Origin of the sequence: Allobosea sp. Root670 (assembly GCF_001429415.1) — a bacterium.
Lineage (GTDB): Bacteria > Pseudomonadota > Alphaproteobacteria > Rhizobiales > Beijerinckiaceae > Allobosea > Allobosea robiniae.
Genome location: NZ_LMJU01000001.1, coordinates 69,148 through 90,916, shown reverse-complemented (window position 1 = coordinate 90,916; position 21,769 = coordinate 69,148). Strand labels below are relative to the sequence as shown.

The 21,769-nt window shown below is 63.1% G+C and carries 16 protein-coding genes; 7 read left to right on the top strand and 9 right to left on the bottom strand.

From position 1 onward, the window contains the following. Positions 1-187: 187 nt before the first annotated feature. The gene (gene asnB / locus ASE61_RS00370; protein ID WP_082616985.1) at positions 188-2,170 is read left to right on the top strand and encodes an asparagine synthase (glutamine-hydrolyzing); all 1,983 of its coding nucleotides are present in this window, start codon (positions 188-190) and stop codon (positions 2,168-2,170) included. Between the two features lie 229 nt (positions 2,171-2,399). On the opposite strand, the gene ASE61_RS00365 is transcribed toward asnB, so the two are convergent. The 4 genes from ASE61_RS00365 to ASE61_RS00350 are packed head-to-tail and all read right to left on the bottom strand — an operon-like array spanning position 2,400 to position 6,990. Next, a complete protein-coding gene (locus tag ASE61_RS00365) occupies positions 2,400-3,740 on the bottom strand; it encodes a phenylacetate--CoA ligase family protein (protein WP_061963565.1) in 1,341 nt (446 codons plus the stop codon). A 13-nt stretch (positions 3,741-3,753) separates the two neighbouring features. Beyond that, positions 3,754-5,304 (bottom strand): lipopolysaccharide biosynthesis protein, encoded by a 1,551-nt coding sequence (locus ASE61_RS00360; RefSeq protein ID WP_162260040.1) that lies wholly within the window; start codon positions 5,302-5,304, stop codon positions 3,754-3,756. A gap of 10 nt (positions 5,305-5,314) precedes the next feature. Then, positions 5,315-6,730, bottom strand: a complete 1,416-nt coding sequence (locus ASE61_RS00355; protein WP_061963561.1) for an O-antigen ligase family protein — start codon at positions 6,728-6,730, stop codon at positions 5,315-5,317. Further along, entirely contained in the window at positions 6,727-6,990 is a 264-nt protein-coding gene (locus ASE61_RS00350; protein ID WP_061963559.1) for a hypothetical protein, read from the bottom strand. The genes ASE61_RS00355 and ASE61_RS00350 overlap by 4 nt, the downstream gene beginning before the upstream one ends. A gap of 200 nt (positions 6,991-7,190) precedes the next feature. Here ASE61_RS00350 and ASE61_RS00345 point away from each other — a divergent pair, with 200 nt between their 5' ends. Further along, positions 7,191-7,412, top strand: a complete 222-nt coding sequence (locus tag ASE61_RS00345) for a hypothetical protein (RefSeq protein WP_061963557.1) — start codon at positions 7,191-7,193, stop codon at positions 7,410-7,412. A gap of 214 nt (positions 7,413-7,626) precedes the next feature. Here the strand turns inward: ASE61_RS00345 and ASE61_RS00340 are convergent, their stop codons facing one another. The 5 genes from ASE61_RS00340 to ASE61_RS00320 form a co-directional block, all read right to left on the bottom strand. Further along, a complete protein-coding gene (locus ASE61_RS00340; protein ID WP_061963555.1) occupies positions 7,627-8,850 on the bottom strand; it encodes a polysaccharide biosynthesis/export family protein in 1,224 nt (407 codons plus the stop codon). Between the two features lie 106 nt (positions 8,851-8,956). Next, complete coding sequence (locus ASE61_RS00335; protein ID WP_061963553.1) at positions 8,957-9,964, bottom strand: SDR family NAD(P)-dependent oxidoreductase; 1,008 nt, start codon at positions 9,962-9,964, stop codon at positions 8,957-8,959. Between the two features lie 41 nt (positions 9,965-10,005). After that, complete coding sequence (locus tag ASE61_RS00330; RefSeq protein WP_061965433.1) at positions 10,006-10,695, bottom strand: sugar transferase; 690 nt, start codon at positions 10,693-10,695, stop codon at positions 10,006-10,008. Between the two features lie 13 nt (positions 10,696-10,708). After that, a complete protein-coding gene (locus ASE61_RS00325; RefSeq protein ID WP_082616983.1) occupies positions 10,709-11,899 on the bottom strand; it encodes a DegT/DnrJ/EryC1/StrS family aminotransferase in 1,191 nt (396 codons plus the stop codon). Positions 11,900-11,949: 50 nt separating this feature from the next. Then, positions 11,950-12,666: a nucleotidyltransferase family protein gene (locus ASE61_RS00320; RefSeq protein ID WP_061963551.1), complete on the bottom strand. Its 717-nt coding sequence runs from the start codon at positions 12,664-12,666 to the stop codon at positions 11,950-11,952. Positions 12,667-12,822: 156 nt separating this feature from the next. On the opposite strand from ASE61_RS00320, the gene ASE61_RS00315 reads away from it, so the two are divergent. The 5 genes from ASE61_RS00315 to ASE61_RS00295 all read left to right on the top strand — a co-directional run bounded on the left by ASE61_RS00315 (position 12,823) and on the right by ASE61_RS00295 (position 21,760). Beyond that, entirely contained in the window at positions 12,823-15,054 is a 2,232-nt protein-coding gene (locus ASE61_RS00315; protein ID WP_061963550.1) for a GumC family protein, read from the top strand. Between the two features lie 36 nt (positions 15,055-15,090). Continuing rightward, positions 15,091-15,930, top strand: coding sequence for a YdcF family protein (locus tag ASE61_RS00310; protein ID WP_061963548.1), 840 nt, complete (start codon positions 15,091-15,093; stop codon positions 15,928-15,930). A 291-nt stretch (positions 15,931-16,221) separates the two neighbouring features. Next, entirely contained in the window at positions 16,222-17,283 is a 1,062-nt protein-coding gene (locus ASE61_RS00305; protein WP_061963546.1) for an AraC family transcriptional regulator, read from the top strand. Positions 17,284-17,769: 486 nt separating this feature from the next. After that, positions 17,770-19,611, top strand: a complete 1,842-nt coding sequence (locus tag ASE61_RS00300; protein ID WP_061963544.1) for a right-handed parallel beta-helix repeat-containing protein — start codon at positions 17,770-17,772, stop codon at positions 19,609-19,611. A gap of 397 nt (positions 19,612-20,008) precedes the next feature. Further along, positions 20,009-21,760: a type I secretion system permease/ATPase gene (locus ASE61_RS00295; protein ID WP_061963542.1), complete on the top strand. Its 1,752-nt coding sequence runs from the start codon at positions 20,009-20,011 to the stop codon at positions 21,758-21,760. Positions 21,761-21,769: the final 9 nt, after the last annotated feature.

Here is a 21,769-nt window from a genome sequence, read left to right as displayed (position 1 = left end):
TGCGTCTTCATGCGCTCCTGCTGTCCTCTGCATCGGAGCACTCGGCTCCGTGATTGCGAGGCGGCTATCTGCGCGGGTCAGTTGATAAACGAATGACCTCCGAGCCGAGTTGACGCGCGTCATATTCAGTTTGCTGCCGATAGCGCCTACTCGGTTGACGCCAGACAGGCTTGACCCGCTCGGGTCCATGGCTGGCGTCGATGCGCTTCCATCCCGGCGGCGTGCAGGCGAGCAAGGCGAAACAGAAACGATGTGCGGCATTTGCGGCTGGTTCGGACCGGCACAAGCGGCAGGCCCCGAGCTGACCGCCGCAATGACTGTGCCCCTGCAACATCGCGGTCCTGACGATCTTGGAATCGAGGGGGGAGACGGCTGGAGCCTCGGCTTCCGCCGCCTCAGCATCCTGGATCTCAGCCCCCTTGGGCATCAGCCGATGCGAAGCCCTGACGGGAGCTGCTGGCTGGCGTTCAACGGCGAGATCTACAACTATCTCGAGCTGCGCCGCGAGCTCGAGCGCGCAGGCGAGGCGTTCCAGAGCGGATCCGACACGGAGGTGCTGCTGCGGCTGCTCATGCGCCTCGGGGCGGGCGCGTTGCCGCTTCTGAACGGCATGTTCGCACTGGCCTTTGTGGACACGAAGCAGCGGAGCTTCATGCTTGCCCGTGACCGGCTGGGCGTAAAACCCCTCTACTACTGGGATCAGGAAGGCCACCTGCGGTTCGCCTCGGAACTGAAGGGCTTGCTGGCCTGTCCTGACGCGCCCCGGGAGATCGACCGTTCCGCGGTGGCGCAGTATCTCGCGCTCGGCTACCTGCCGGGCGAAACCTGCATTTTCGAGGGATACCGGAAGCTGCCGCCGGGCCATGTCCTCGCAGGCTCGCTCGACCGGCCCCATGCGGCATCGCTGGCACCCTATTGGGACCTGACCCTCAACGACGATCCCGCTCGGCGAAGCGCCAGCCCCGCCGAACTGGATGAACTCGAGAGTTTGCTCTTCGACGCGGTCCGCATTCGGCTCCGCAGCGACGTTCCCGTCGGTGTTTTCTTGTCGGGCGGAATCGATAGCGGCCTGGTCGCAGCCATGGCGGCGAAGACGGGACAAGCCCCGCTCGCTCTGACCGTCGGCTTCGCGGAAGAGCAATGGGACGAAAGTGCGCTCGCTCGCACAACCGCGGCCCATGCCGGGCTTGAGCACCGCGTGATCCCGCAACGCGCCGGCGGGCTCAGCGATATCGACCGGCTGGCCTGGCTCTTCGACGAACCCTTCGGCGACCCGTCCGCCTTGCCGAGCTTCACGCTCTGCGAGGCGGCGGCGAGCCATGCGACGGTGTTTCTCTCCGGAGACGGCGGCGACGAGGCGTTCGGCGGCTATCGCCGCTATGTCGAGAGCGCCCGCCGGGAAGGTTTGATCCGAGCAGCCGGCCGTTTCGGCCTCGCGCTGGGTGCGGCGAGCCGCCTTTTGCCGCAGGCGTCGCTCGCCCGCTACCAGCTTTCCAAGCTCAGCTTGCCGGATTGGGGAGCGGCGGCGGTTTTCGACGAGCTGCCTGACGATCCGATGATGGACCATTGCATTCACCCGGATCTGCAGCCGCTTCTGCGGAACGCCAGCAGCCCGGTATGGGAGAGATGGCGGATGAGCCGCGGCGCTCCGCTGACGGCGCGCCAGCAGAAACTCGATTATAGCCTCTATCTCCCCGACGATGTGCTGGTGAAGGTCGACCGGGCATCGATGGCTCATTCGATCGAGGTTCGGTCGCCGCTCCTCGATGTCCGCATCGTCGAATGGGCCGCGCGCCTGCCCCGTGCATGCCTGCTGGATCACTCCCAGGGGAAGCTGCCTCTAAGGGCTCTCGCCGCCCGATTTCTCCCGGAGGTTACCGGCCGAAGCCCGAAGCGGGGCTTCGGCGTTCCCCTGGGCGACTGGTTTCGCGAACCGGCCGGCCGCGCCATGGTCAGGGAAAGGCTTCTCGACCGCGACAGCAGAGAGCGGGGGTTCTGGAGCCTGAGAGGGGTGGAGCGGATACTTGATCTGCACAGCTCGGGGCGGAGCCGGGATTTCGGCCTGCTGCTGTGGCGCCTGCTGATGCTGGAAGCCTGGTGCCGCCATTATGCGGCAGGACCAGCTCAGCATCGGCGAGCGCAGTCCCGTTTACAGGGCGCTGTCGCGTAAGTGCGTCAGGGCGTCACCTGTGCTGTGGCATCCCAAAAACCGACCGCTGTTCCATAAGCCCGCCTGCCCAGTGCGCTGCCGGGCGAGTGAAACAGCGGTCGGTTCTTACCCATGTCCAGCTGGCCGATCCCCAATCGCGACCAGGATCAAGAGAGCCGCGCGAAGACAGCCTTTTTCAATGGCTCCAGATACAGATCTACATGACCTGGGTTGTCCGGGCGATCACCTTCTATGGTCGCTTTACGAGTGAAACGACGTAGCTGTGCTTTCCGGATTTCAGAGGGGGAATTTCCTGCAGCGTCTCGAAACTGATGTTGCACGACTGGCCCAGCAAAATCCGAAGCGAGGTGGCGATCTCGTCCAAAGCGGATTGCGCCGGAGCCGTCTTCACGACCATCTTGACGACGACGTCGTCGTAGTCGCGCTGGACGATCTGCGTCTTGAGAAGCCAACCGGCCTCGTGAAAGACTGTGAGAAAATAAACGAAGAAGATTCCCGATACGGCCGTTCCATCCCTCAAGATAAACGCGTCCGTCTGGCGTCCCGACACCGTCTGCAATTGTTCGACGAACGGCAAGGGACCGTCGGAGAATTTGCCGACCACGGCGCGATCCCCGAGTCTGTACCTGATGAGCGGCATCGCGAAATTCGTGAGATTGGTGACGAGGACCTCGCCCTCTTCCCCTTCCTGGCAGGGCTGACCGTCAGGCTTCACGACCTCGACGAGGTTGCAGTAGTCAAACACCTCCAGGCCACCGTTCTCTGTCCGCTCACCGGCAATGTCGCCAACTTCGCGACACCCGTATCTGTTCAGCGTCGGACAGCCGAACGCGCGCGAAATCTCCTCCCTCATGAACGGGTGCAGCGTGCCCGCGCTGGTAATGACGTGTCTCACGCCGGAGACCCTGGTCTCGCGGGCATTTGCGAAGCGAGCAAGTTCGAAGGCGCTGTCCGCGTATGCCTCGATGAGAACGGGACGGTATTGCCGAATCCAATCCAGATAGCGCAACATCGCCGTCTCGCTCATCTTGAACGAGTTCGCCCATTTCTGGTTGCGAACGAAGCCGCTGAGCTTGTTGCGCCACCCCAGAGTACCGGACACCACGTCCCGATCGGACCCCCAAAGCTTGACCAGGGACTCGCCGGCGTCCCTTCCGACCCAGCCGTGATACGTCTCGGTCATGGCGATACCCATCGCGTTGTAATCCTGGTCCTGGATCACGGCGACGGGCTCTCCCGAACTTCCCCCGGAACTGTTCTTGTACGAATGTCTCGAGCTCAAGTCGTCGCTCTTCAAACTCTCAGGGGAGTTCTGCAGGAAGCTCCTCGTTAGCGGTGGCACCTTCCCGAAGCTGGCGAGATCAATGACGTCACCACGCGCGATCTCCCGATCGACCAGTAACTTTCGGTAGTGCGGCACGTGTCGCGCTGCGTGCCTGAGCAGTTGCGTCAGACGCTGATCCCGCAGGTTTCGCCGCGCTTCGCGGGGCAGGGCATAAAAGTCCGAGATCAAGGTGCGGCATCGCGGGATCGGGCGGTTCATGACGCGCTCGTCGTAGAACTTCAGCATGGGGCGGCGCCAGTTAATCATGTGCCCTCCGAAGTATGAGCCGCGAGATCAGCTTGCGATCGTCGGGGCGGATGATGAAACCTATGAGTATGATCAAGTATAGTGCCGATATCGCGCCGGCCATCGCCGCGAGACTGATCCAATCGAGCGGTGGCCATTCGGCGGCAAGTGCCCTGCAAGCCAGCGCTATCCCGAGCACCGCCGCAGCTCCACCCGCGAGCCGGGGCAGGAACGCCCACCAGTCCAAGCCAAGCACGCGTGCGGCGTATACCGGAAGGATGAGCGTGTTCTTCAAGGTCCAAACGATCGCGGTTGCCGCCGCGACGCCGAGGACGCCCCAATTGGCCCAGAGGGCGAGCGCGACCGCCAGCCCAATGTTCACGACGCCAAGCGCCAGCGTCACCAAACCTTGCTGCTTCACCTTGTTGTGCGCGGTGAGGAGGTAACCGATCGGCCGGCCCGCCAGATTCACCGCCAGATGAGCCACGAGGACTGCCAGGAGCGTGTCGAGTTCGGCGAAATCCGGCCCGAGCCACAGCGACAGGAGCGGCCGGCCGAGTCCGCAGAGGAGCCCGACCGGCAAGGCCAGCCCGAAGGCGAGAAAGCCGACGGCGGATTCCAGCAGTCTGCGCACACCCGTGACATCGCCGATGGCGTAGCGGGCCATGATCATCGGGCTGAAAATCGGTGTGACCACCTCGGCCAGCGTGTGCATGAGCACCGCGAAAGCAAGCAATGCGCCGTAACGACCGGTCATGGTTGAACCGAACAATGCGTTCACGATGAGGAGGTCGACCTGCATGAGCAGCAGCATTCCGGCCGTGTTCACCGCCGACCAGGCGCCGAAATTCAACAGCGGCCGGAAGTGGTGGGGATCCACATCTGCGAGATGCAGGTGCAACTGCGGGGTCAGCCGTCGCCACGCGATCACGCAACTGCCCAGGCCGAGGAGGGCGGAGGCGATCAGGCCGAGGCCGACGTGCAGGAGGCTCGCCGGCCAGACAAGGAAGCACAGGGCCACGACCCCGACCCTGCTCAAGGCAACCGCGGACCGAATGGCGTTGCGGACGTCGAACCGGTGAGTGATCAGGCTCGATGCGTCGAAAGGGCTTCCGACGAGGAATGTCAGGGCGGTGAAGAAGGAGCCCGCGAGCAGGAACCGCGCCGCGCCCTCGAGGTCCGGCGGCACCTCGAAGAGTTGGGGAAAGAGCCAAACCGCCGGGGCCATCGGAACCAGCAGGAAGCAACTGACCGCGATCGTCAGCATCACGGCACTGTTGAACGTCCTTTGCGCGGCGGGCAGATTTCCACGGTTCAGATCGATCGCCAGGTTGCGGTAGATCGCACCGTTCACCCCCTCGCATACGATCATCGCGAACATGACCAAGGAGGACGACAGGGGAACCATCCCGTAGGCCGCAACCCCGAGATGCTTCAGCAGGAAAGGGATGTACCAGAACATGATGCCGGTGTTCAGCACGATGTAAACGAGGCTGCTGCCGACGTTGACGACGAACCGCCCGCTGGCCTCGTCACGCGGCGGGGCGGCTGCGCGCGCGTTCATCGCCCCCTCGCTAGCCGCGGTCATGACGACGCTTCGACAGCCAGGGGCCGCCCTCCTGTGCGCTTCGATCGTCGGCCTCCTGCACTAAGGACGGGATCAGGAGCAGGGCGAGTATCACGATGAGGCTGGCGTGATTTTCCAACCCTCCCGCCTTGAGCCATGTGGACCCGTACGCCGCCGTGGCTCCGATCACGGTCAAGTAGTATCCGTCCGGACAGGAGGGAGAGAGCAACCAACAGGAGCGGGAGCGCACGAAACTCCGTATCGCGGATCCGATCATGCAGACGTAGATGATCAGCCCGACCAGACCCGTGTCCACACCGACCTCGAGAAACGGCTGGTGGCTGGGCAGATCCGTGCGGTGATTGACCTCGCTGGTCAGCGACGCGATGTAGGGGTGCAGCCTGAAGGGGCCGTTGCCGATGCCGGCTCCGGTCAGCAGATGGTCGCGCATGAACAGAAGGCTTGCTTCCCACAAGACAGACCGTCCGCCGAGCTCGCCGCCATCTCCTTCGACAGCCCTTTGAATGAGGGTGTCGAAGAGGAACGGGGCGAAGAGGAACAGGCAGAGAATGAGCGCGACGCCGCCGACGGCCCATTTCCGCGCGGGTCTGAAGAACAGCAGCATCAGCAACAGGAGGCCGACCGAGATCGCGCCTCCTCGCGATCCGCTGAGTGCGATCAACGCCACGGCGCAAAGCATGTAGGTTATTGCCAGGATGAGCATGGACCTCCGGCGAGGCCCGTCACTTCGCATCACCGGCCAGATGACCCCGGGAAGTGCCATGATCAGCATGACGCCCAAGGTATTCTCATTCATGTTGAAACTTTTCAGTCTGGTTCCAAACACGAAATCGGTGAACAGGGCCGTATAAATCCCGCAAAGGATCATGAGCCAGCCCATCAAGCTCAACATCCGCATGAAGCGGTCTACTGCCGGCAGCGATCTCACCTCGTTGCAGATCAAAAACAGCAGGATAAAGCTGAACGTCCAGGCGATCAGCTTGCGGCGACCTTCGACGAGATCCGGCGCCCAGAGCAGCGTCACGAGCCCCCATGCGATGTACAGCGCGAGGAGAAGGCAAGTGGGGTTCCATTTGACCGTCTCGTTCCCGCTCAGCGCCCGGACGAGCCAGATCCCAAGAGCTGCGACGACCGTGCCGTTGCTGGCGAGCATGTAGATCCCCTCCACCCGAAGGTCCCCTGGCGGCAGCAGGAGCACGAACGCGGCGAGCAGGAGCGCGGCAAGCGGGTTTCGCAGCAGCAGCAGGCCGATCGTCGCCACGACGGCCAAGCCGATGAGCATTACGGGGACGGATGGGTTCCTCAAGATCAGGAGCGCGAGGGCAACGAGCGACAGGAGACCGGCACCGCCGACCCAGGACGCGACATGCACGAGCGATTGCCGCGCCGTTCGGGCCGTCACCGCGTAACCTCCCGAGGCGGCCCGCTGGTTCCGCGCGATGCACGGCGGCGGGGCATGTCCACGGCGACGGGCAGGTAGCCGAGGTGAGCCGCCAAGTCATGGTGGCGGGCCACAAAGACGCGCGCGCTCTTGCCCGCTTCCCGGTTCATGGCGTCGACGTTGTATCGTCGTAGCCAGCGCAGCAGGAACTCCAGCACAGGCTTGGCGCTGATGGGCATCAGCCGCTTGCGCCGGGCACCTGCTTGGATGACAGCTTTCATCGCCGGCCTCCTCTCGCTGCGATCGAAACCCTACGTCGGCCGGGCTTCGCAGTCTTGATGAGGATCAATTCGCTGAAAGGTTCTGCCAATAGTGTCCGGAAGTCGGGAAGCACAACTCGAAGCCGACGGCACGGCCGAAAAGCACGAGATCGGAAAGCGCATCTCTGACGCAGTGGGGCCCCCACGACGGTAGGGGACTAATGGGGCAGAAGCAGATCTTGTTGCCGGAGATCGACCTTGATGTCGTCGATGTCCAGGCGGTCGCGATAACGGCCACCCCTCGAGGCGAAACGATGATCAGCCTTGAGATGTCCGGCGGCCAGATCATGAATTTGATCTTCTCGCCAGCGACGCTCGCCCAGCTTGAGGCAATGCTTGACATAGCGAACGAGGCTCGCACCAGGGAGCGCCCGATCCAGTAAAGGCAGGCGCCCATGTGCGTGCGGCCGGCAGCCAAGCATGCTCTGAGAGGAGATCTGAACCGCGCCGGGTTTCCCGGAGGCGGTTCACAGCGACTGACGCCGGCTTTGCTTTGTCGCACCGGTGGATCAGTGCGACCGAAGCCATGTCATCGCGAGAGCATTTTCGAGCGCAGCGGACACCGGTTCGCGTGAAGAAAAGGTCTCCGGAGTGGGTTCACTGCACCGCTGCCGTCGAAGCATCCTCACGCCGGAACACGACTTCGACGGTGTCGCCCGGCATCAGCTCCGTGTCCTCGGACGCGGGAATGCGATCCCAGTTCGTTCGAGCTTTACGGATGATCGTGACGCCCGGCCGCGCGACGTTGGCGCCCGTCTCGAGGACGACCATCTGCCCAAGCACACGAAGCTTCTCTGTCGCGCCGTCGAGCCGCGCTCTCAGCTCGGTCATACGCAGCTGCGATTCCCTGCTTTCGCGTAGCACGTCGATGCGCCTTTGGGTGTCGACCTTGTCCAGGCGCCAAAGCAGTTCATCCCGCTGTTGCTTGACCTGGGTCAGGTTGGCAATCGTCTGAAGGCGCCGGGTCGACGACAGCAGGACGGCCCGGCGACTATCCGTGACGCGCGGGCTCGGCAAGCTGCCGGTGCCGAAGAGTTTGTTCACGCGTTCAAGCTCTGCCATGTCGGCTTGGAGGCCGCTCTGCTCCCCCTGCACCTGCGTGGTGAGAGTCTCGATCTGCTCGCCGGCCTGTCGCACCATACTCTCCAGATAGGCCCGCTCGCTCTTGGTTTCCTTGAGGCGAACCTGCAGGTAACGGGTCTCGACGCGCAGAAAGTCGGCAAGCGAAGCGGCCGATATGGACAGGTACCCGAGGGGCTGTTCCTTGATCGTTTCGGATCCATCGAGTTCCGCGGCAAGCCGCCAGGAGACAACATGCTCCTTGGCCAGCGCGCTTGTCGCCGTTCGGTATTCGCGCTCCGCCTCCGCGATCTCGACGCCTGACTGCCCGGGACGGCCCCGTACTGTGCTCGGGCCGCCTGAGAGAGCAATGGCATGGCGCGCCGTCATCTGTGGCCGATAGGCGTACTGCCCCGGGTTGAGCACGTCGCCGCTCACGTAGATGGGCCGGTACTCGACGACTGCCGTGGTGACATCGCCAGGCTGAAGCAACACGATCCGCTCGCGCCCGTCGGGCATTCGCTGGCGGAGGATTTTCGCTGCGAAGGCTGTCTCGACCCGGTCCTGCAGCACCTGCGGGGCCGATCCTGCCGCCATCACTGCCCCTAGCATCGGGATGATGATGGTTCCGTCGGGCTGCACCGGCATACGCTGCCGCAGCTCCGGCATTGGCGCGACGGCGATTTCGACCACGTCGCCGGGAGAGAGCAGATATTCAGCGCGGCAAGCTCCATGCGTCCAGAGCAAAGCCATGCCGGCCATGAGCAGTGTCGCTGCCCAGCCCTTGCGCGCAGATGGATGTCCCATCGAGAGCCTCGTATCGGTTCTGGAGCCGGTGCCGCGCGGCGGTCCAGGCAGGGCGGCGAGATCAGGTCATGAAATTGCTCTGCGAGCGCACCCGGCCCATCGCGAGGCGGGTCCGCCACCATTCGGTGGTGCGCCCGATGCCCTCGCGCAGGCCGGTCCGTGGCTGCCAGCCCGTAACCGCCGCGAAGCGGCTGCAGTCCGCCAGAAGCGCACGCACTTCCGAGTTGGCAGGTCGCATCCGGACGCCCTCTTGGACCACCGGTTTGGAAGTGCCGGAGAGTTCGAGCACCAGGTCGATCAGGTTGGCCACTGTCACGCCGCGCTGGCTTCCAGCATTGTAAGCTCGGCCGAACTCCAGATCCGGGGATGATCCCGCCATCAAAAAGGCAGCTACGGTGTCCTCCACGAAGGTGAGGTCGCGCACCGGCGTCGTGTCGCCGACCCGTATGGCGTCGCAGTTCGGATCCAGAGCCTGCCGGATGAGCGTCGGAATGATCGCCCGCTCGCTCTGCCGCGGACCAAATGTATTGAAAGGACGCAGCGTCACGACAGGCAACCCGAATGACCGGGCAAAAGCTTCCGACATCATGTCGGCACCGATCTTGGATGCCGAATAGGGAGATTGGCCCTGCAACGGGTGCTCTTCCGAGATCGGCATCTTCAACGCCGTTCCATACACCTCACTCGTCGAGGTATGGACGATCCGCTCCGTCCCACTCTGGCGGGCAGCTTCGAGGATGTTCAGGGTTCCGAGGATATTCGTTTCGACATAAGTCTGCGCGGCGGCGTAGGAGTGCGGGATGGCGATCAGCGCTGCGAGATGGAAGATGATGTCTTGACCCGGCACGACGCGCGAGATGAAGGCAGCGTCGCGGACATCGCCGCGGACGAGATCGAGCCGGGCTTTGGTCGCCTCCGGGATTTCGTCCAGCCAGCCATGGCTGTCGAAGGAGTTGTAGAGGGTTAAAGCCGTGACCCTGGCGCCGCAATTCACGAGCGCCTCGGTGAGATGCGAGCCGATGAAGCCGTCGGCGCCCGTCACAAGCACCTTTGCACCATCATAGGACATGGCATGACCTCCTGGACTAGATATTCTAGGCTTGCACTGGCTCAGGCGCGGCGTTCGACTTGCCTGAGGCCTGCGCTCGCGACCGAGGCCCAGCCGCAGATCGCCAGGAAGCTCCTGATCATGATCACGACATCCGATGCCAGGCTTCTGCTGCGGAAGTAGTCAAGGTCGATGCGCGCCTTCAGCGGAAACACGACGGTGCGATAGAACTCGTTGACGTCGGCACCTTTCGGGAAGGCGGCGGCCTCGTTCCGGAATATGATCTGGCACGGGCCGACGAGGCCGGGCTTGTATCTGAGCAACTCTTCCCAGCCGTTATGGAAGCAATCCGCGAAAGCAAGGCTCTCCGGCCGTGGTCCGACGATCGCCATGTCGCCCTTGATCACGTTCCAGAACTGCGGCAACTCGTCGAGCTTCGTCTTCATAAGCAGGCGCCCGACCTGGGTCATCCGGGGGTCCTGCTCAAGCGTCAACGGGCAGCCTGCCTGGCCGGCGTCTGCATGGAACTTCCTGAACTTGTACATACGAAAACGCCGGCCGCCCTGTCCAAGTCGAGTTTGACAGAACAGCGTTGGCTGCCCGGATTCCAGCCATATGGCGATCGTTATGAGCAGCATGAGCGGCGCCAGCAAAAACAACGCAGCGCCGGCTAGCAGAATATCGGCGGCTCGCCTGAGCCACGTTTGCGCCGTTTCGGCGACCGGCAGTCCCAAGAAGCCTTGTCCGTTCATGTGAAGGAACTCCTCAGCCACTTGCGAGGTTGGCGTGCTTGCTTTTGTCTCGCATTACGAACGCTGCGGGCGGAACGCGCTCGCCAAGCGCGTCCGCAAGTGCCGATGTAACTCTTTCGACATCATCGAGCCCCATGCGCGGGTGCAACGGCAGCGTAAGCTCATGATCGGTGAAGGCCTCGGTCCGGGGAAGATTCACGTCTGGATAGAGGCCGCGATAGAAGGAAAGACGATGGATTGCCGGATAGTGGATCGTGGTCTGGATGCCCTTCGCACGTAAGTGATCGATCACATCCTGACGGTCGGAGGAAGCCGGCAGCACCACCGGCATGATGTGATGGACGGAAGGTCGCCGCGCTTCGAAAGGGATGGCGACGCTGGGGCAATTCTCACCAATGCGCCGCCGATAGGACTCCGCCAGGATCTTCCGTTTCGCATTCCACTCTTTAAGGTGGCCGAGCTGGACGAGGCCGATGGCGGCCCTCAACTCGTCGAGCCGGTAGTTGAAGCCGAGCATCGTCACATCGTAGATCGGCGTCCGGCTGGAGCGCCGCTGGAAGGTGCCGCTCGTCAGCCCATGCCCTCGCGCACGCCGGATGGTGTCGAGCAGGGAGGCATCGCGGGCGAGGACCACCCCGCCTTCCGCCGTCGTCATGTTCTTGTTTCCGTAGAAGCTGAACGCCGCGGCGTCGCCGATTGCACCGGCGCCCGGAAGCCCGGAGGCATGAGCGGCGTCCTCGATCAGCATCAGGCCCCGCTCACGCGCGAAGGCCTGCCATGGCTCGGGATCGACCATGTATCCTGCGAAATGAACGAGGATCACGGCTTTCGTCCGGGGCGTGCATTTGGCGGCAGCGTCCTGGATGGACATCAGCGGCTGCGCCGAAGACTCGATGTCCACGAAAATCGGCGTGCCGCCGACATAGAGCACGCAATTCGCCGTCGCCACGAAGGTGAGGGCCGGAACGAGAACCTCGTCGCCCGGGCCGATCCCAAGAGCATGCAGGATGAGATGCAGCCCGGCTGTGCAGGAACTCACCGAAACAGCATCGTCGGCTGCGTGCGCCTCGGCGAAAGCGCGCTCGAAACTGCTCACCCGCTCGCCCATTGTGATCCAGCCGCTGTCGATGACATCGGCGAGAGCGGCCTTTTCTTGCGATCCGAGGATGGGCTCCGAGACGAGAAGCGTGGGCTCTGCTTTCATGTACGCTGCTTTCCTGACGAGTGTTTCGGACGTCGTGCGGAGTTGTGGCGTTAGCTGGCCACTGCGAGCAGCGAAGGCGCCCGCTCTTCCCACTTGATGTCCTGCGCGTTGTGGAAGTCCTCGACGCGTCCGATGTCGAGCCAAAGCCCCTGATGCTTGAAGACGTGGATGGGAACGTCTTTCTCGAGCAAGCAAAGCGCCAGGTCATCGAGGCCGAAGGGGATGCCCGCGGGGATGTACTTGATGACATCGGGCTCCATGCAATAGACGCCCATGCTCACGCTGTTGGACAGCGTGGGCTTCTCCGTGAAACTCGTGATGCGGTTTTCCAGATCTTCGATGATACCGAAATCCATACGGGTGGATCGGACCGTCGTGGCGATCGTCAGCGGGCCGCCATGCTTGCGGTGCGCCAACCCGAAGGCTGGAAGGTTGAGGTCGGTCAGAACGTCACCGTTCAACATCAGAAAGGTGCCGTCCAGATGCTCCCGCAGCAGCGTCAGCGACCCAACGGTGCCCAGCGGCTCGACCTCTTGTGAGTAGGTGATCTTGAGGCCCCACTGCTGACCGTCGCCACAGAAGCTGCGGATCAGGTGACCGAGGTAGCCCGTCGTGATGTAGACGTCCTCGATGTTGTTGCGGCGAAGCCATCTAAGCAGGAGCTCGAGAACTGGCCGCGCCCCTATCGGCATGAGCGGCTTCGGAAGAACGGATGTGTAGGGCATCAAGCGCGTGCCCTTGCCGCCTGCTTGAATGACTGCCTTCATGCCAGCCTCCTTCAATGGAGCATGAAGGCTAGGCGCGCTGCCACAACTCGTCTTGATTTCGGTCAACTTGCAGCTGCCTGCGCAGCAATAGCATTCGCTCGACAGCTAGCCCGCTTTGCGACGCCAGTTCGATGAACGAAAGCAGAGTCGATCAGCATGAGTCAGAACCCAGGCGAGTTCATCCCGATCGGGAGGTTGTCCAGTCGCGCAGCCCTCGGGGCCGACACGCAGCCGTCCCTGCCGCCAGAGCAGATGTTCTACGAGATCATCAATCTCGTTCGTCGACGCAGGCTTTTCATCGCGAAGGTTGTTTTGGCCGGCACGCTTCTGACAGGCGTCGCTGCCTTCGTTGTTCCCCCCGCTTATACGGCCACCGCGCAGTTCATGTTTGAGCCCACCCAAGCTCAGATGGCGGCCGGCCTGCTTGAGACCGTCGTGGACACGCACATCGCGACGCTCACGTCGGACGCCCGCCTGCGCGACGTGCTGAAGGCATTGCCGGACCTGCCGCAGTACAAGGCGGTGTCGGCGCGTGCCGTGTCCCAGATGGCGCACCCGACGCTGGGGGATCGGCTGCGGGGCTCGCTTGTCGCGATCGGGAAAGGCCTCAAGAACGTCGTTCTTCCGAGTCCAAATCCTCCGGAGGCCTTGCAGGCTGCCAACGGGCTGCCAAGCCTGGACGCCATGAAGAACTCCCTTCTTGTCCGGCAGGAACGGCGCTCCAACGTGATCTCGATCAGCTACAGGGACGTCGACCCCGAAAGAGCAGCGATCATCGTCAATCAGGTCGTGCAGACGCATGTCGATCGCTTGACGGATAGGATGCAGCAGCAGGCGGACGCGCTTCGAACAGGGCTGGACAATCGCCTGATCCAATCGCAGGCCGAGCTCGAAGCCGCGGACGAGGCGCTCCGGGCGCACGTCTCGGCGCACGGAACGCCAAGCGCGGACGCAGCAGCGGGTGAGCTGACCGCTGAGGCGTCCCGTCAGCTGGAGCTGGTGAGATCCGAGCTGTTGCGCCGGCAGGAGCGACTCGAGCAGGTTCGAAAGCTGCAGCTTTCGGGGGCACCGCCGGAAAAGATCGATGCGCTTCTGCGTGAACCTCTGGTTGGCACTCAATTCGCGCGCGCCGTCGCGCCGATCACGGCGCCCGAAAGCCAAGCCGATGTGAACTCCGGAACGATAGCAGCCAAGCCCACAGTGTCTGGCGCGGACTCCGAGCAGCGCCTGCAACGTCTGGAGCACGATGTCGACGTCTTCCGCTTGCAGGAGCACTCCCTCGCTGAGCGCATTGCTTCGCTGCAGGCTGCATCCGGCGCCGACCTCGCTCAGCGTCGCGAGCGGCAGACTCTCGAAAGGCGTGCTACGACGGCTGCCGATGTCGTCCGGGATCTCCTACGTCAGCAACAGCAGCTGAAAGATCCGAGCTCGACGGGAGTTCAGATCCTGGCTCAAGCTTCGGTACCGCAGCGCCCGAGTTCGCTCAGCCCTTACCTCTACATCTCGGCCGCGATGATCGCGTTCGCGGCGCTCGGAGGGGGGGCTGCTTCCGTTCTGGAGCGCATGGATCGCAGCCTACGAAGCGAGCGTGAGCTCGCGACCACCCTGGGAATCGGGTGCATCGGCCTGGTCCCGGAGGCCGAAGAGGGGCGGTACAATGGCCGCTGGCGGCTGCCCGAATGTCCGTCTCCGCCCTATGACCAGGCGATCGAGGCTGTCGCCGCGGTGGCGCTCGAGGTCATTCAGCATCGGGGCGATGGAAAGATCCTGGCAGTCACATCCAGCGGACCGGGCGAGGGAAAAACGGCGTTGGCGGTCGGCATTGCGGCGTACGCTGCCCGCTTTCAACGACGGGTGCTGTTGATATGTGCCGACGCTCCGCGCCAGGACGTGAAACTGACCGGCCTCAGCAGCGAAACGAACCTGGATAGCGACGTCTCGGCTCAACGCGCTTCGTTGGAAATCCGTCGCGACTCCGCTCTCGGGTTCGACTGCCTCGCCCTCGATGAGATCGGAGATGCCAACACGGCTTCCCTTGTCGGCAGTCAGCTCGCAAACAGCCTCGACAAACTGCGTGACCGCTACGACTACATGATCATCGCCGCGCCGGGCGTTTTTGAATCCGCTGGTATCCGCATTCTCGCGGCAAGGGTGGACGGCGTTCTCTTTGCCGTCCGTTGGGGTAGCACCCGCCGCGATGTTGCTGCAAACGCAATCGAACTGCTGATGAAGCCCGCACTGCTGAGCGGTGGGCCAAGACCTAAAATCTTCGCTGTACTCACGCGTGTGAACCTGAAGGCTCATGCCGGCTACCGTCGGGGCGACACAGGAGAGTTCCTCGGGAAACGCCCGCAGCGCTCCGGCGGCTCCGGCCTGCACGTCTCATAAGTGAGGTCTTCGTGATGTGCCGGCCTCGGTGAACGCATGTTTCATGTCATGTCCCAGATTGGCGGGCTGCTGGCACCCTCAAACGGAATTGCGATGATGGGGCTTCTGGGCCTGATCGTCATGGTGGCGACCCCTTGGCGACGGGTGGGGTTGGCGCTTGCGGGGGGCGGTATTTTCGGGATCCTGGCAGCCGGCCTCCTGCCTGTCGGCAACTGGGCGATCTTTCCACTGGAGCAACGTTTTCCTGCTTTCGTCGACGACGGTCGCCCCATCACCGGCATTATCGTGCTGTCGGGCGCGCTGGAAGTGACGAGATCCGCGGCGCGACGCGAGTTCGCGCTCAACGGAGCTGCGGAGCGCATTTTTGCCTTCATGGATCTCGCGCGGCGCTATCCAGGTGCGCGGCTGGTCTACTCCGGTGGCAATTCCAGGATCGGATCGAGGTTGCCGCCGGAAGCATGGACGGCAACCGAGTACCTGAAGACTCTCGGACTGCCCGGGGACCGTCTCACCATCGAGACCCGGTCCCATAACACTTGGGAGAATGCGCGCGAAACACGGAATCTCGTGCGGCCCAGCCCAGGCGAACGTTGGCTGCTCGTGACGTCCGCCTGGCATATGCCGCGGGCGATGGGCAGCTTCGAGCAGGTAGGTTTCCGCGTGATCCCTTATCCCGTCGACTTTCAGACAAATGGAACTCGGGATCTTGAGCAGCCGTTCACCGTCGTCAGTCAGGGCCTTGAGCGTCTGGATCTCGCCACGCGGGAATGGTTAGGTCTGATCGGATATCGTCTGAGTGGTCGAACCGGCGCCTTGTTCCCGGGTCCTGGTGTCGAACCGAAGCCCAGCGAAGCGAAACTCGCGATAGCGAATTGATGAGGCGTGTCTCATCAACAGCCAGCCATTGCTCGGCGCGAGAACATCCGGACGAGAACCAGATCCTGCCTCCCATTAGGCGCAAAATCGCGACCGAAGGGAGAATTGCGCCGCGTGAACCGGACGCGGCAAGAATCCCGTTTCGTCATTTTGTTTGACGAACGTTTCATCCCCGAGCCTCACGCGACTTGATACCGGTCAAGTGCTCCACTGGGGCATTCTAGTTAACTCGACCTCGGGACCGAGACCCGCAGAACCAGATGTCGGTCATTCGCCTGTACCGAGAAAGTCATGTTTCCGTCGCCCGGATCTTCGACAGAGCGCGGGCGTGAGCAGGCGCCGACCGCCGTCGCGGTGCTCACCAGACTGGCGGCGGCTCAGCTTTCCGCTCAGGGCATCGATCCCGAGCCGCGGATGATCGAGGCCGGGCTATCTCCTTCGCTCTTGGACAATCCCGACGAGCGCGTCCCCGTGCGCCGGCAAATCGCCTTCCTCAATATCGCGGCCGACGAGCTGGGCGATGATCTCCTCGGCTTTCACCTCGCGCAGAGTTTTGATCTGCGGGCGCTCGGCTTCGTTCACTACATCATGGCGTCGGCCGAGACCCTCGCGGAGGCTCTGGCTTATCAGGAACTGTATGGGGTGTTCGCGAACGAGGCCTTGAAGATCCGCGAAGGCAGCGGGGAAGGGGTGTCCCTTGAGCTTAGCTATGTCGGGGTTGAGCGGCACCTCGATCGCCACCAGGCCGAATTCTGGCTGACAACCACGTTGCGACAATGCCGCTTGTTCACTGGCCGCGAACTCGTGCCGACCTCGGCGTCGATGGTTCATTCACGCCCGGGCCGGGTCGCCGAGATGGAACGCTACTTTGGCCTTCAGATCGACTTCGGCGCGGAGCTGGACCTTCTGGCCTTCGCTCGGGACACCAAAGAACTGCCTCTGACGACCGGTGATCACTTTTTGAAGGAGCTCCTGGCAGGGCTGCATCGGAAGGCGTTTCCGTATTCTGCTGGGGAAGCCGGCTCCCTGCGCACCCGGGTCGAGAATGCGATCATGCCGCGGCTACGACATGGGACGCCAAAGGTCGAGGCCATCGCGCGAGACCTCGGTACGAGCGCCCGCACCCTGACGCGTCGACTGGCTGATTTGGGCATCAGCTTCAGTGAGGTCCTCGACGAATTGCGCTACCAGCTCGCGGTGCAATATCTCCGCGACGGAACATCGACGGTTTCGCAGGTGACCTGGCTGCTCGGATACCGCGAGCCGAGTGCTTCCGTGCGGGCCTTCAAGCGATGGACAGGCAAGACGCCGACGGCGTTTCGACGGGAGTTGAAGCGCGGCGCCGGCCGATGAATGGCGATGCGGCGCATTGTCCCAAATCGCGCTTGGCTTGAAACTCAACGGATATGGCGGGTCAGGCCAAGACGGCCGCGCATTCATATCCTATGTTTGATTCGGCTGCCGGAGATCGAGGCAGCCATAACTCCGCTCCCTGGAAAACATCCAGGGCAACCCATGCCGATGGCTACCCAATAAATGGAATCGTAGTCGCGACGATGCGGCTGCTATTTCGCCATGCGAGGGATGCTTGACGTCGTGGCGCATGCCTGACTCGTAAGCATTCAACAATCAGCAAGCATGGCTTGTGAGTTTGCTGATGTTCGGTGTCGGGCAGCGTTGATCACCCGATGCCTCCTCGTCCGCTTAAGCGGGAGTCAATCCCATAACGCGGCTCACTGGCCCTGCATCTGCGGGGACGGCGAGCTTTTTACTGATCAGGGGCCGGAGGCACGTCGAAGCGACGTGGCGCCGGATGTTCCCCTGTTGAGAAAGGGCGCTATGACTATCTTCTACGTTTCACCCACTGGCTCCGATAGCCAGGCCGGCACTCTCGACCGGCCTTTTGCCTCCCTGCAATATGCCCACGATCTGGCAAAGCCGGGGGACACCATCTATCTGCGGGGTGGCGTCTATAGCCTGAAAGATGGCATCCAGCTCACGAATGACGGGGAAAGCGGCCGGCCGATCACGGTCACGAACTACCCCGGCGAGAAGCCGATCCTGGACGGCTCGCACATGACGTCGAGCGAGTACTACGGGCGCTCCGGCGCCGGCGGCTGGGTGCTCGATGGGTCGAGCATTTCCTGGAACAACATTTCCGGGCTGGAGGTTCGCGGCGGGCCGATGGGCGGCATCGTGATCCGTGACGAGTCCCACAACAACATCATCGAGCGGCTCGACGTGCACGACAACGGCCGGCTGTCCCAGTGGGAAGGCAAGGGCGTCTCGCTCTTCGGGCCGGGCTCGAACAATCTCTTCCAGAATATCGATTCCCACGACAATCACGACCTGAGCGGCGACAACGCTGACGGTTTCCAGATCAGCACGAGCGGCGCCGGCAACGTCTTGCGCGGCAACCGCGCCTGGAACAATTCCGACGACGGCTTCGATTTCTTCAATATCCAGGATGGCACGAAGGGCGCCGGTGTGCTCATCGAGGGCAACTGGGCTTTCAACAACGGCTACGACGCCTCGGGCAAGGCCGAGGGCGATGGCAACGGCTTCAAGCTCGGTGGCCAGCGGCCGGGCGGCGGCGCCGAATCCGGCGGCCACACCGTGATCAACAACGTCTCCTGGGGCAATCTGTCGAACGGCTTCGACCAGAACGATGCCACCCTCGACAGCGTTCTCCAGAATAATTCGGCCTACAATAACGGGGCGTATAACTACGCCTACTGGTCTGGCCACAACAGCTTCGTCAACAACCTCTCGGCGGGCAGCGGCAAGGTCGCGGTCTCAGGTGCCGGAAGCGCGTCGAACAACTCCTGGAACTTTACCGCCCCGACGAGCAACGACTTCGTCTCCCTCAACGATGCGGGTGCGCGTGGCGCGCGTGCTGCCGACGGCTCGCTTCCCACGACGGACTTCCTTCACCTCTCATCCGGCAGCACGCTGGTCGACAAGGGCAAGGATGTCGGGCTCTCCTATGCCGGGAAGGCTCCGGATCTCGGGAGCTTCGAGAGTGGCATGGCGACGGGTTCCAAGCCCCTACCCGATAATCCTGGTACGGGAACCCAGCCGGACAATCCGGCGACCCAGCCGGACAATCCGGCGACCCAGCCTGACACCCCCGTAACCCAGCCGGACAATCCTGCAACCAAGCCGGACAATCCTGTCGAGACAGCCAAGGTTTTCGGAACCGACAAGGCCGACAAGATGGTCGGCACGAGCGGGAATGACTGGATCCACGGGAATGCCGGTGCGGACGTCATCGACGGCGGTGCAGGAAACGATACGCTTCTCGGCGGCAGCGGAGCCGACAAGCTGATCGGCGGCCTGGGAGCCGATACGATGTCGGGAGGCGCCGGGCCCGACACGTTCATTTTCCGGTCGGTATCAGAGAGCCTTCCGGGAGCCGGCAACCGGGACGTGATCGAGTGGTTCCAGCGCGGCGCGGACAAGCTCGACCTCAGCCTGATCGACGCCAACACGGCTGTCAGGGGAGATCAAGTCTTCCACTTTGCCGGCAAGACGAGCGTGGTTGAGGCAAACTCGGTGTCCTACTTCCATAGCGGCCACCACACCATCATCCAGGGCGATGTGAATGGGGACGGCCACGCCGACTTCCAGATCGAACTCAACCAGGCAATCAACCTCAGCCGAGATCACTTCATTCTCTGACGGGATTGACCATCACCATTATTCCGGCTCGCGCCCGCGCGAGCCGGTCAAAAACGGCCTCCCGTGGCTTCCAGGCTCGGGATAGCGAAAACGACCAGGATGACGCGCCGCCTCGAGCCGGAGCGTCCAAGCGCCTGAATGGCTGGTGCGGAGTGCCACCGCCAAGAATCTTTCTCGGTGGAGTCGCGGGTCTTGAGCGGCGCACCTTTTCCTTTGAACCGACGAGGCTCCATTGCTTCATCTCCTCCCGGCCCGCAATCTCCAGCAGACCGCTTCAACTTTTCTCGTTCAGGGCGCCGTCACGCTGAGGGCACACGGACGTGCGCTTTTCAGGCGCCTTGCCAGCCTTTCGCCTTCCGCCCAGGGCGCGACGCGTGCGCACGCAGGACGAGAGAAGATGGTTGCTTTCGGCATCCGTCTAGGAGAGACGCTCGCGCGGTCTCCGCTTACCGCGGCTATCTCCCAATGGCGCGGAGCATTTGTGGCGATCGCGGTCCTGAGTGGGGCCCTGAACCTGCTGACGCTCGCTAGCTCGCTTTACATGCTGGAGATTTACGACCGGGTCCTGCCGAGCCGCAGCATTCCGACGCTCGTGGGCCTCACGCTGCTGATCGTCATGCTGTACGTGTTCTACGCGCTCTTTGACATCCTGCGCGGTCGCCTTCTGTTGCGGATCGGCTGCGCTCTTGACGAAGGGCTGAATGGAAAGGTCTTCCAGGCGATCCTCTCGGGGCCGCTCCAGGCCAAGAATGCTGGCGAGGGCCTGCAGCCGATGCGCGACCTTGACCAGGTTCGCGGCTTCCTGTCAGGCGGCGGGCCGGGAGCGCTGTTCGATCTTCCCTGGATCCCGCTTTACCTGGGCCTGTGCTTTCTATTCCACTTCTGGATTGGCGCTACGGCGCTCATCGGCACCATCGTTCTGGTCGCGCTAACGGTCCTTACGGAGCGGCTCACACAAAAGCCGTCGACGGCGGCGAGCGGGGCTGCCGCCCACCGGATTTCCATCGCAGAAGTCGGGCGGCGCAACGCCGAGGCCGTCCATGCGATGGGCATGGGCGGCGAGATGGGCGCGCTCTGGAAGGTGGTCAGCGACGAGCATCGGCTTCAACATCAGCGCGCCGCCGAAGTTGCAGGGGGCTTTGCCTCAACGTCCCGAGTGCTGCGCATGCTGTTGCAATCGATCGTGCTGGGCGTCGGCGCCTACCTCGTCATTCAGCAGGAAGCGACGGCTGGCATCATCGTCGCGAGCTCGATCCTGACCTCGCGCGCGCTCGCTCCCGTGGATCTTGCCATCGGCAACTGGAAGGGATTTGTCAGGGCGCGCCAAGGGTGGGGCCGGCTGAAGGAGATGTTCGAAGCCCAGCCGTCTCAGGCGCCTGCGCTCGCGTTGCCTGCTCCGACGGAACTGATCACCGTCGAGGCTGCGTCCGTCTCTCCGCCCGGCGGGCAGCGCCTGACGGCGTCCAATGTCAGCTTCGCGCTTCGGGCGGGGCAGGGGCTCGGCGTCATCGGGCAGAGCGCGTCCGGGAAGTCCTCGCTTGCCCGCATGCTTGTTGGCGTTTGGCAGCCCCTGACCGGCACCGTCCGCATGGATGGCTCTTCTCTGCGTCATTGGCGGCCGGAGGAGCTTGGGCATCATGTCGGCTATCTCCCTCAAGAGGTCGAGCTCTTTTCAGGTACCGTTGCCGCCAACATCGCACGTTTCCGCAGCGACGCGACGGCCGAGCGCATCATTGAAGCCGCCAAGGCGTCGGGCGTCCATGAGCTTATCCAGCGCCTGCCGGAAGGCTATCAGACCCAGATCGGCGAGCGCGGAACGGCTCTTTCGGCGGGGCAGCGGCAACGCATCGCCCTTGCGCGAGCTCTCTACGGGAATCCCTTTCTGGTTGTGCTCGACGAGCCGAACTCGAACCTTGATGCCGAAGGCGAGCAGGCCCTGACCGACGCCATCTTCCAAGTTCGCCGAAGGGGCGGCGTCGTGGTGGTCATCGCCCACCGGCCGAGCGCCCTGACAGCGTTGGATCAGGTCCTCGTGATGGCGGACGGACGAGTCCAGGCCTTCGGTCCCAAGGACGAGGTGCTCTCCACGAGCTTGAAGGCGGTGCCGAAATCCGCTGGCATTTTCGATCGCGCAGCGAGCAGAAGCTGATGGAGCTTA